We start from the raw sequence: 11,622 nt of genomic DNA, 5'->3' as shown, positions 1-11,622 counted from the left end.
CGTGCAGACCACCGTGGGAATCGTCGGGGCCGGACCGGCCGGACTGCTGCTGGCCCGGCTGCTGCACCGCGCGGGCATCGACTGCGTGGTTCTGGAGAGCCGCGACCGCGCGTACGTCGAGCGGCGCCAGCGCGCGGGCATCCTGGAACAGCCGACCGTCGACGCGCTCCGCGAGGCCGGTGCCGCCCGGGGCCTCGACGCCCGGGGACTGGTCCACGACGGCATCGAACTGCGCTGGGACCGCCGGTCCCACCGCATCGACTTCCCCTCCCTGACCGGCGGCCGACGGGTCTGGGTCTACGCCCAGACGGAGGTCGTCAAGGACCTCGTCGCCCTCCAGCTCGACGACGGCCCGCCGCTGCTCTTCGAGGCGACCGTCACCTCCGTGGAGGGCGCGGACACGGACCGGCCGGCCGTCCGCTTCACGCACCGGGGCCGGGAGGAACGGCTCGACTGCGCCTACGTGGTGGGGTGCGACGGCTTCCACGGCGTCACCCGCGCCGCGATCCCGGAGTCGGTCCGCAGGACCCACGACCGGGTCTACCCGTACTCCTGGCTCGGCATCCTGGCCGACGTGCCGCCCTCCTGCGACGAGCTGATCTACGCCCACTCACCGCGCGGTTTCGCCCTGCACAGCATGCGCTCGCCCGAGGTCAGCAGGCTCTATCTCCAGGTGCCCAACGGCACGGACCCGGCCGACTGGTCCGACACCCGGATCTGGGACGAGCTCGACGCCCGCTTCGCCGTCGACGGCGACTGGGAGCTGCGGCGCGGCCCCGTCACCGCCAAGTCCGTCCTGCCCATGCGCAGTTCCGTCACCGAGCCCATGCGGTACGGACGCGTCCTGCTGGCCGGGGACGCCGCCCACATCGTCCCGCCCACCGGGGCCAAGGGCCTGAACCTGGCGGCGGCCGACGTCGTCGTCCTCGCCCGCGCCCTGGAACGGCTCCACACGACCGGCTCGGCCGAACTGCTGGACGCATACTCCGACACCTGTCTGCGCCGGGTGTGGCGGGCCGAGCACTTCTCGTCCTTCATGACCACGACCCTGCACACCGCGCCGGACGGGAGCGGCTTCGACACCCGCCTCCAGCTCGCGCAGCTCGACCGGATCGCGGAATCGCCGCACGCCGCCGCCGAACTCGCGCTGAACTACGCGGGCCTGCCGCTGCCGTGACCCCCGCGGGCGGGCGGCACCGGGCCGCCCGCCCGCGATCGCACCCGCGACTACGCGGTCGCCGCCGTCGACGCCGTCGACGCGCCGGAAGGGATGCCGAAGGACGGGTCGGGCACGGTCTCCGGGCTGAGGAGCGTGGAGGTCCGGCCGTCCGTGCCGACGGGGACGTCGCCGTCGATGGTGACGCGCCGCAGCTTGCGCTCGTGCGTGTCGGAGTCGTCGACGCCGTAGTGCTGGGTCGCCCTGTTGTCCCAGATGGCCACGTCGCCCACCTGCCAGTCCCAGCGCACCGTGTTCTCCGGGCGCTCGATGTGGGACTGGAACAGGTCGACGAGCGCCCGGGAGTCCCGTCCGTTCAGCCCGGTGATCCGCTGGACGAAGTTGCCCAGCAGCAGCACCCGCTCACCGGTCTCCGGGTGGACCCGGACCACCGGGTGCTCGGTGAGGAACTTCGTGGAGGTGAACACCTCGCGGTACTGGGCCAGCGCCTCCGGCAGGGCGTCCGGACGCACCGCGACGTAGTCGTAGTCGTTGGAGTGGACCGCGCGAAGCCCGTCGGCCAGGGTGCGCAGCCCGGCCGGCAGCTCCGCGTACGCGGCGGCCGTGTTGGACCACAGGGTGTTGCCGCCGTACGGCGGGATGACGACGGCCCGCAGGATGGAGAAGGCCGGGTAGGCGGGCACGAACGTCACATCGGTGTGCCACTGGTTGGCCCGGCCGCCGTGGTCCGAGTCGATGCCGAGCGAGTAGCGGCCGTCGGCGGACGGGACGGTCGGGTGGGCGACCGGGGTACCGAGCAGCCGGCCGAACGCCTCGTGGCTCTCCTCGTCCAGATGGTCCTGGCCCCGGAAGAAGACGACCTTGTGGGCCAGCAGCTCGGCCCGGATCGCGGCGACGGTCTCGGGGGCGAGGTCGCCGCCCAGGCGTACCCCGGAGATGACGGCGCCGATCCGGCCGCCGAGCTTGTGGACGGTGACGGTGGCGGGTGCGGTGGTGGTCATGACGGGTGGATCCCTTCGGAGAGAACGGTCCCCGCCCGGCTCCGGCACAGAGCCTGCGGGCGGGGGAGTTGATTGATGTCGGAGCGGAAGAAAAGGCCCTCGGGCACCGCCCGGCGCGGCACGGAGCCGTGCACGGGGTGGGTGATGCGGAAAGGGATGCCCTTCCGGAACGGAACGGCGGGCGGCCGGCGCGCCAAGCGGGAGTCGCCAGGGCGCGGTGCGGAACCGGGTCAGGCGGCGGTACAGCGGCCCGGACATCCGGGCCGGGGTGCGGGGCGGCCGGCGCGGGCGGGCCGCGCATCGGTGGAGGCCGTCGCGAACATGTTCCGGAGACTCGCAGCGCGCCCCGGCGTGCGTCAAGCGCCCCCGGCCGCCCCCCGACGCCTCCAGGAGTGGTTCAATCGGCGCCTGCGCGGGCCCCGTCGGCCCATCGTGCGCACACCAGGAAAACGCTGCTGAACTGCGCTTTCCCCGGCCCGCCCGGGGGCGGCGCACCCCCTGCCCCGCAGACTGCTCCGGGGCCGGGCACGAATTCACGCCCCCGCAATGTTGCGACCGCCCCCCGGGGTCGCGGAACCGGAGGAAGGCCCCATGACCGCAGCCCCGTACGTCTTCCGGGCGGCCGGCGACGGCCGGCGCGAGGCCAACGCGGCCACCGTGCTGCGCACCGTCCTCGACCACGGACCGGTGGCCCGCCGCACGATCGCGGACCTCTCCGGACTCAGCCCGGCCGCGGTGTCCCGCCAGTGCACCGACCTCGTGGAGCGGGGCCTCGTACGGGAGTTGGCCGAGCGGGAGGCCGTCACGAGGGTGGGCCGCCCGCAGATCCCCGTCGATCTGCACACCGGGGCGAGCGGGGGGCCCGTGGTGGGCGGCGTCCACATCGGCGTCCCCTCCTCGACGTTCGGCCTGGTCGACCTGCGCGGCCGGCTCCTGGCCCGGCGCACCCTGCCCGACGACGGCACGGACCCCGGCGCCCGCGCCCGCCGGATCGCCGACGGGCTGCGCGCCTTCCTCGCCGACGCGGCCCCGGGCCGGCGGCTGCTCGGGGTGGGCGCGGCCCTCGGCGGCTGGGTCGACCCCGGCACCGGAACGGCCGTGCGGCACGACGCCCTCGGCTGGCGGCAGCGGCCCCTCGCCGCCGAACTCGCCCGTGACCTGGGCGGAGTCCGGGTCCGGGTCGACAACCACGCCCGTGCCGTCGCCCAGTCCGAGATCCTGTTCGGCCGGCCCGCCGCCCGCCGCAGCCTGGTCCACCTCTTCGTCGGCAACGTGGTCGACGCGGCGTTCGGCATCGCGGGCGTGGTCCACCAGGGGCCGGGATCGCGCGCCGGGGACGTGGCCCATCTGCCGGTACCGGACTCGACGGCGGGCTGCCCGTGCGGGCGCACCGGCTGTCTGGAGGCCACCGCCTCCAACACCGCGCTCGCCACGACCGCCGTGCGGCGCGGGATCGTGCCCGAGGCCGACGCGTTCCTGGTGGTGGACGCCGCGGCGGCGGGGGACCGGCGCGCGGACCGGCTGCTGCGCGAACGGGCCCGCGCGGTCGGCCGGGCCCTCGCGCTGCTCCTCGACGTCCTCAACCCGGACGTCGTCGTGGTCACCGAGCACGCCAGTCTGGTGCACCCCGACTACCTGGAGGAGATCCGGGGCGCCGCCGTGGACCTGTCCCATGTCTGCCGGGACCCCGAGCGCATCGTCAGTCCGCATGCCGGGACGGCGGTGCTGCCCGTCGCGGCCGGCACGGTCGTCCTGAATCCGCTGTTCAGAAGCCCTCTCGCAGCCGACGACCGGTGACCGGGGGTCGTCGGACGGACCGTCACCGCCGTCCAGGATCCGGACGGGTCCGGTTGACCGTCCGGCGGGGCCGCTGTCATATTGCTCCCGTGAACCCGGACAAGCGCCTCGTCTCCCGCAGGCATGTCGACCTCTGTCGGCAGGCCAGCGCGGTCTGTGCCGTCCGCTGACCGGCTCCGGTCCGTGCACCCGGCTCCTTCCGGGCGGGTCCCGCTGTCCTGAGGCTCCCCGGGGCTGATCCCCGGACGGGCCCGTGCCCGGTTCCACCCGCCCGCAGCGGGTAGCCGCCGACGCGACCCGGAACCCCTTCCGTGCGGACGTCTTCCGGCGTCGGCCGTTCCCCCGCCCCGCGCTCCTTCCGCACGTGTGCGACACGCCGTGAAGTGCCGTGGAAGGGCTCCTCTTTTCGTGCCCCCGGGCACGCGGTGCCTCTCTTTCTTCCGCAGCGGAACGAACCCTGGAGGCGGACGGCGCGCGGCCTCGTGCGCCCACCCCTCCCGCCACCGCTTCTTTCCCTCACCGCCCCTCTCCTTCACCGTCCCTCTCCGTCACAGGCAGGCTTCGATGACCGAGCTGTATCCCCTGACTTCGCCCGGCCCCTCCCGCCGCACGGCCCTGCGCGCCGCCGGAGGCGGCGCCCTGCTTCTCGGAACGGCGCTCGCGGGCTGCCGCTCGGCGGTGTCGGACGCCTCCTCCCGTGCCCGGGACACCGACGGCCGGCCCCGGCGCGGCGGGGTGCTCGACATCGCGGTGAACAGCGACTTCACCCCCGCGCTGCTCTTCTCCCAGAGCGCGCAGTCGCTCCAGCACCGGCTGCTCTTCAACACCCTCACCCGGTACGACGACAAGCTCGTTCCCCGGCCGGAGCTGGCCCGCTCCTGGACGTACGCGAAGGACGGCCGGAGCATCACGCTGGAGCTGCGCGACGACGTGCGCTTCCACAACGGGCGCGCGTTCACCGCGGACGATGTGATCTTCGCCGTGAGGAACCTTCAGAAACCGTTGCGCGCGGCTCAGTTGAGAGCGACCGCCGCCACCGTCACCGGATTCGAGAAGCGCGGCCCGCACACCCTGGTCCTGAAACTCGCGCATCCGGTGAACAACCTCTTCGACCTCTTCGAGTTCATGATCATCACGGACCCGGCGTCGGTCGAGGACGCCGTCGCCGGCCGGCGGCTCATCGGCACCGGCCCCTTCACCCTGAAGAAATGGAGCCCCGGAGCCGGCCTCAGCCTGGCCCGGAACCCGCACTACTGGCGGCCCGGCCGCCCCTACCTCGACGGCGTCGAACTGCGCGTCGTCCCCCAGGCCGACGCCCTCGTCTCCTCCCTGCGCTCCGGCCAGTCCCAGCTCTCCTTCAACGTCCCCGGCAAGAGCCTCGCCACCGTCCGCAGCGACCCGCGCCTGACCATCACCGACTACGACACCGGCGGCGGCGCGGTCTACCTCGGCGTCAACACCACCGTCGCCCCGCTGGACGACCGCACCGTCCGCCAGGCCCTCGCCCATGCCGTCGACCGCGACCGGCTCCTCGCCCAGACCCTCGGCGGCTACGGCATGGCCTCGTCCGCGCCCTGGCCCCGGTCCTCACCCGCCTTCACCGAGGCGCACCGCACCCACTACACCCACGACCCGGCCAAGGCCCGCGCCCTGCTCAGGTCCGCCGGCCACCGCGGCCTCGCGTTCCCGCTGCTGCACCTCGCCCTGCCCGCCGAGACCGCCATCGCCGAATCCCTCCAGTACGACCTGAAGCAGGTGGGGGTCCGCGTCACCCTCCAGCCCACCGACCCGGCCACCGGACAGAAGAAGCTGATCTCCCAGGACATGCCGGCCCTGTGGACCATGGGCCACGGCTTCGCCCAGGTCCAGCCCTCCACCCTCGCCGTGAGCGCCTATCCGTTCAACGAGGCCAAGAACACCTCCCGTTACCGCTCCGCCCGCTACACGGAACTGGTCCGCGAGGCATGGACCGAGCCCCCGGCGGACCGGGCCGCCGCCCACGCCCAGTACGAGAAGATCTCCACGCTCCTGCTCGACGAGGCATTCCTCATCGACCTCGTCGTGCGCGGACAGATCCAGGTCTCCGCCGACCGGCTGCACGGGGTGACGCTGAACAAGTTCTCCTATCTCAACCTCGACGACGCGTACCTGGCCTGACATGCGCACCTATCTGATCCGACGGGTGCCGTCGGCCCTCCTCGTCCTGCTCCTCGCCTCCTTCCTCATCTTCACCGTGCTGCGGCTGGTCCCCGGCGACCCGGCCACAAGCCTGGCCGGCCCGGACGCCGACGCCGCCACCGTCGCCGCGATCCGGAACCGGCTCGGCCTCGACGCGCCGCTGCTCTCCCAGTACCTCCACTGGCTCGGCTCGCTGCTCACCGGCGACCTCGGCCCCTCGTACGCGATCGGCGGACAGACCGCCGACCTGATCCGCGACGGGCTCGGCGCGACCACCGAACTCACCCTGGCCGCCCTGCTGTTCGTCGTCGTCCTCGGTACGGCCTTCGGGGTGCTCGGCGCGACCGCCCGCAGCCGGTGGACCGGCGGGGCGGTACGGGCGGCCACCACGGCCGCGCTCGCCGTACCGCCGTTCGTCAGCGGGGTCCTGCTGGTGCTGCTGTTCGCCGTGGTGCTGGGGGTGCTGCCGCCGGGCGGACGCGTCGCGTTCCTCACCGCACCGGATCTCGCCGCCCAGTACCTGCTGCTGCCCGCGCTCTGCCTCGCCCTGCCCAGCGCCGCCGTCCTCGGCCGCGCCCTCCAGGACGGCATCGAACGCGGACTGGCCGAGGACCACATCCGCACCGCGCGGGCCGCCGGGATCGCGCCGCGCCGGCTCCTGTGGCGGCATACCCTGCCGAACGCGCTGCCCCCCGTCGTCACCCTGCTCGGCATGCAGACCGGGCACCTTCTGGGCGGCGCCGTCCTCGTCGAGGCGATCTTCGCCTGGCCCGGCCTCGGCCAGCTCGCCGAACAGGGCCTCCAGCGCCGGGACTACCCGGTCGTCCAGGACCTGCTGCTCCTCCTGGTCGCCGTCTTCGTCCTCGTCCAACTGCTCACCGATCTCGTCCACGCCTGGCTCGACCCCCGGATCAGGTGGGAGTAACGCCATGACCTCCACGACCGCCTCCACCGGACGCCCCGCGTCCCCGGCCTCCCGCCCGGCCTCCGGCCGCGCCCGCCACCCGTACCGCAGGGCGCTGTCCACCGCGCGCGCCCGCACCGGCCTCGTCCTCGTCGGCGCGGTGATCCTCGCCGGACTGCTGGCCCCGCTCCTGACCGGGCACGGGCCCACCGACCAGAGCGGCCGGAGCCTCGCGGGTCCCGGCACCCCCGGTCACCTCCTCGGCACCGACGACCTGGGCCGGGACCTGCTCAGCCGGATCCTCTTCGGCATCCGCGCCGACCTGGGGATCATCGCGCTCGCCGTACCGCTCGGCGCCGCCCTCGGCTGCCTCCTCGCCCTCGCCGCCGCCACCCACCCGGCCGTCGACACCGCCGTCCAACGGGTCTTCGACCTGCTCCTCGCCTTCCCCGGGCTGATCCTGGCCCTCGCCGTCACCGCGATCCTCGGCCCGGGGCGCGTGCCCGTCGTCCTGGTCATCGCGCTGGCCGAGATCCCGGTCTTCGGCCGGCTGCTGCGGACCGGGATCCTCGCCCAGCGCGAACGGGAGTACGTCACCGCCGCCCGCGTCGGCGGCACGCCGGCCCGCCGGGTGCTCGTCCGGCACATCCTGCCCAACGCCGTGGACCCGCTCGTCGTCCAGATCGCCGTCTCGCTGACCGTCGCCGTCTTCATCGAGGGCGCGATGAGCTTCCTCGGCGTCGGCGTGCGTCCCCCGGAACCCACCCTGGGCTCCGTGCTCAGCCAGTCCATGCCCTATCTCGCCCAGGCGCCCCACTTCGCCGCCGGACCCCTGATCACCGTGACCGCCCTCGTCCTCGGACTCTCGCTCGTCGCCGAGGCGCTCAACCGGGAGATACGCCGATGACCGCGCACCCCCTCCTCCGGGTCCACGACCTCGGTGTCGACTTCACCGCCCCGGACGGCTCCCCGCTGCCGGCCGTACGCGGAGTCTCCTTCACCCTGGACCGGGGCGAGACCCTGGCCGTCGTCGGCGAGTCCGGGTCCGGGAAGTCCACCACCGCCCTCGCCCTCAACCGCATGCTCCCCGGCACCGGCCGCATCACCACCGGCACCGTGCACCTGGACGGCCAGGACCTCACTGCCGCTACCGAAGCGGAGCTGCGCGCCGTGCGCGGCGCCCGCATCGGCATGGTCTTCCAGGACCCCATGACCGCCCTCAACCCCGTCCTGACCGCCGGCGCCCACATCGAGGAGGTGCTGCGCGCCCACGGCCACCACGACCGGGCCGCCCGCCGCGCCCGCGCCCTCGACCTGCTCGGCCGGGTCGGCATCCCCGAACTCCGCCGGCGCGCCGCCGACCACCCGCACCAGTTCTCCGGCGGACAGCGCCAGCGCATCCTCATCGCCATGGCCCTCGCCGGGGAACCCGACATCCTCCTCGCCGACGAACCGACCACCGCGCTCGACGCCACCGTCCAGGACCAGATCCTCACCCTGCTCGCCGACCTCAATCGCGAGACCGGCACCGCGCTCGTCCTCATCACGCACAACATGGGCGTCGTCGCCCGCTCCTGCGCCCGCGTCCTCGTCATGTACGGCGGCACGGTCGTCGAGGACGGCCCCACCGCCCAGGTCCTCACCCGCCCCCGCCACCCGTACACCGCGGGACTCCTCGCCGCCGTGCCCCGCCTCTCCACCCCGTCCGGGACCCGGCTCACCGGCATTCCGGGCAGCCCGCCCGACCTCGCGCTCCTCGGACCCGGCTGCGCCTTCGCGGAACGCTGCGTCCTCGTGGAGGACCGCTGCCGCACCGCGGCGCCCCCGCTCGCCCCGGCCGGCGACGGGGTGGGCGTCGCCTGCCTGCCCGCCGCCGGGCGCACCGAACCCCTGCCCGCCCCGGCCCCGCCCGCGCGGCTCCACCGGCCCGCGCCCGGAGCCGTCGTCCTGGAGGCCGAGGGGCTGCGCAAGACCTACCGGGGACGCGGTCTGCGCAAGGCCCCGGCCCCCGCGCTCGACGGCGTCTCCCTCACGCTCGCGGCGGGGGAGACCCTGGGCATCGTCGGGGAGTCCGGCTCGGGGAAGTCCACCCTGGCCCGGATCCTCGCCCACGCCCACCGCGCGGACGCCGGCACGCTGCGGCTGCGCGGCGAGGACATCACCCGGCCGTCGCGCAGCGCCCTGCACGCGGTGCGCCGCCAGGTCCAGATGGTGTTCCAGGACCCCTACGCCTCGCTGAACCCCCGGATGACGGTCGGGGAGATCGTGGCGGAGCCCCTGATCGCCTTCGGCCTCGGCGACCGCGCGACCCGGGCCGCACGCGTCGCGGACCTGCTGCGCCGGGCCGGGCTCGACCCGGACGCCGCCGGCCGGTATCCGCGCGCCTTCTCCGGCGGACAGCGCCAGCGCGTCGGGATCGCCCGCGCCCTGGCCCCCGAACCCTCGGTCCTGATCTGCGACGAACCGGTCTCCGCCCTCGACGTGTCCGTCCAGGCCCAGATCGTCGGACTGCTCACGGACCTCCAGCGCGATCTGGGGCTCGCCCTGGTCTTCATCGCCCACGACCTCGCCGTCGTCCGTCAGGTGAGCCACCGCATCGCGGTCATGCACCGGGGCCGGATCGTGGAGACGGGACCCGCCGACGCGATCTGCGACCACCCCCGGGACCCGTACACCCGGACCCTTCTCGCGGCGGCCCCGGACCCCGCACCGGTCCCGGCCCGCGAGCGCGCGGCGGACCGCAGGACCGGGGTGCCGGCCTGACGACGAGGTCCGGCCCGGCCCCGCGTCGCCCGAATGGCGGGTGGCCCCGGGCCGGGCTACCGTCGGGGGAGTGAACGATCGCGTTCACCGACGGCCCGAGCGCCACACACTCCCATGACGGGTTCCCACGCCACATCCGCGCACGCCGCCCGGTCCCCGAAAGCGGGGCACGGCAGCGGGATCGCGCTACTCGTCATCTGCTCGTGCCAGTTGATGGTGGTCCTCGACATCACCATCGTGAACATCGCCCTCCCGCACATCCAGACCGCCCTGGGCTTCTCCACGGAGAACCTGTCCTGGGTGGTCAACGCGTACACGCTGACGTTCGGCGGACTGCTCCTGCTGGGCGGCCGGCTGGGCGACATCCTGGGGCGGCGCCGGGTCTTCATGTTCGGCGTCGCGCTCTTCGTGCTCGCCTCGCTGCTCGGCGGGCTCTCCCAGGAGTCCTGGCAACTGCTCGCCGCCCGCGCCCTCCAGGGCGTCGGCGGCGCCATCGCCTCGCCCACGGCCCTGTCGCTGATCACCACGACCTTCCGCGAAGGCCCGGAACGCAACAGGGCGTTCGGGGTGTTCGCCGCCGTCTCGGCGGGCGGCAGCGCCATCGGCCTGCTCGCGGGCGGGGTGCTGGTGGAATGGCTCGACTGGCGGTGGATCTTCTTCGTCAACGTGCCCATCGGCATCCTCATCGTCCTCGCCACGCGCCGCTACATCCGGGAATCGGAACGCCACCCCGGACACTTCGACCTCATCGGCGCCCTCACGGCCACGGTCGGCATGGTCGCGCTGGTCTACGGCTTCATCCGCGCCTCCGAGGAGGGCTGGAGCGACACCCTCACCCTCGTCGCCTTCGCCGCGGCCGTGGTCCTGCTCGTCTCGTTCGTCGTGATCGAGAGCCGGTCCCGGCAGCCGATCACCCCGCTGTGGATGTTCCGCGACCGCAACCGCGCCGGCACGTACGGCATGATGCTCAGCCTGGCCGCCGCGATGTTCGGGATGTTCTTCTTCCTCACCCTGTTCGTGCAGAACATCCTCGGCTTCAGCCCGCTGCGCACCGGGCTCGCCTTCCTGCCCGTCAGCGTCGTCGTCGCGATCGGCGCCGGCTTCGCCTCCCGGCTGCTGCCGAAGTTCGGCCCGAAACCCTTCATGGTGACGGGCGCGATCCTCGCCGCCGCGGGGCTGGGGTGGCTGACGCAGACCGATGTGCACAGTACGTACGCGGGCAGCCTGCTGGGACCGGTGCTGGTCTTCGGCCTCGGCATGGGCCTCCAGTTCGTGTCGCTGACCCTCATGGCCGTCTCCGGGGTGCAGCCCAAGGAGGCGGGGGCGGCGTCCGGCATCCTCAACACCACCCAGCAGGTCGGCGGATCGCTCGGCCTCTCCATCCTGGTCACCGTCTTCGGTACGGCCAGCCGCAACGAGGCCCACGACCAGGTCCCGAAGTTCCTCGCCCAGGCGAACCCCGCCGAGATCGCGCAGTTCCGCCGCACCGGCCAGCTGCCGCCGCCCTGGGGCGACCAGGTCCTCGCCACCGGGGTCTCCCGGGCCTTCATCGTCGCCGCGCTCTTCGCCCTGGCCGCCGCGCTCATCGCCCTGCTCGTCATCCAGGTGCGCCCCTCCGACCTGGCCCGGCTGCGCGGCGGGGCGGCGATGCCCGGCGCCGACACGTCCGCCGAGATCCCGGCGACCGGAGCGACCGGAACACATGGCACCACGGGCGACGGCCCCGGCCCGGGGAGCCCCGACCCCGGCGGAGGACAGCGGGACGGTCCCGGCGGCTGACAGCGGGCCGCCCGCCCCCGGCC

Annotated in this window: 9 protein-coding genes; 8 read left to right on the top strand and 1 reads right to left on the bottom strand. The window is 74.0% G+C overall.

Annotation, left to right across the window (positions count from 1 at the left end; all coding sequences use genetic code 11):
* Position 1: 1 nt before the first annotated feature.
* A complete protein-coding gene (locus ACWCXC_RS10150) occupies positions 2-1,177 on the top strand; it encodes a 4-hydroxybenzoate 3-monooxygenase (RefSeq protein ID WP_450887920.1) in 1,176 nt (391 codons plus the stop codon).
* A 50-nt stretch (positions 1,178-1,227) separates the two neighbouring features.
* On the opposite strand, the gene ACWCXC_RS10145 is transcribed toward ACWCXC_RS10150, so the two are convergent.
* Positions 1,228-2,178, bottom strand: coding sequence for a TauD/TfdA dioxygenase family protein (locus ACWCXC_RS10145; RefSeq protein ID WP_450686413.1), 951 nt, complete (start codon positions 2,176-2,178; stop codon positions 1,228-1,230).
* Positions 2,179-2,769: 591 nt separating this feature from the next.
* On the opposite strand from ACWCXC_RS10145, the gene ACWCXC_RS10140 reads away from it, so the two are divergent.
* The 7 genes from ACWCXC_RS10140 to ACWCXC_RS10110 all read left to right on the top strand — a co-directional run bounded on the left by ACWCXC_RS10140 (position 2,770) and on the right by ACWCXC_RS10110 (position 11,599).
* Positions 2,770-3,975 carry an ROK family protein gene (locus tag ACWCXC_RS10140; protein ID WP_450887918.1) on the top strand — a complete coding sequence of 402 codons (1,206 nt, stop codon included), beginning with the start codon at positions 2,770-2,772 and terminating at the stop codon, positions 3,973-3,975.
* Complete coding sequence (locus tag ACWCXC_RS10135) at positions 3,972-4,145, top strand: putative leader peptide (protein ID WP_450686322.1); 174 nt, start codon at positions 3,972-3,974, stop codon at positions 4,143-4,145. Before ACWCXC_RS10140 ends, ACWCXC_RS10135 begins: the two co-directional genes overlap by 4 nt.
* Positions 4,146-4,539: 394 nt before the next feature.
* Positions 4,540-6,132: an ABC transporter substrate-binding protein gene (locus tag ACWCXC_RS10130; RefSeq protein WP_450887916.1), complete on the top strand. Its 1,593-nt coding sequence runs from the start codon at positions 4,540-4,542 to the stop codon at positions 6,130-6,132.
* Position 6,133: 1 nt separating this feature from the next.
* Positions 6,134-7,078 (top strand): ABC transporter permease, encoded by a 945-nt coding sequence (locus ACWCXC_RS10125; RefSeq protein ID WP_450686130.1) that lies wholly within the window; start codon positions 6,134-6,136, stop codon positions 7,076-7,078.
* A gap of 4 nt (positions 7,079-7,082) precedes the next feature.
* Positions 7,083-7,964, top strand: a complete 882-nt coding sequence (locus tag ACWCXC_RS10120) for an ABC transporter permease (RefSeq protein WP_450686131.1) — start codon at positions 7,083-7,085, stop codon at positions 7,962-7,964.
* A complete protein-coding gene (locus ACWCXC_RS10115; protein WP_450887913.1) occupies positions 7,961-9,820 on the top strand; it encodes a dipeptide ABC transporter ATP-binding protein in 1,860 nt (619 codons plus the stop codon). The genes ACWCXC_RS10120 and ACWCXC_RS10115 overlap by 4 nt, the downstream gene beginning before the upstream one ends.
* Positions 9,821-9,934: 114 nt before the next feature.
* A complete protein-coding gene (locus ACWCXC_RS10110; RefSeq protein WP_450887911.1) occupies positions 9,935-11,599 on the top strand; it encodes an MFS transporter in 1,665 nt (554 codons plus the stop codon).
* Positions 11,600-11,622 lie beyond the last annotated feature (23 nt).

Source organism: Streptomyces sp. NPDC001515, assembly GCF_053597115.1.
Note: the sequence above shows the minus strand (reverse complement) of the source record. Positions and strands in the feature narration are given on the sequence as shown.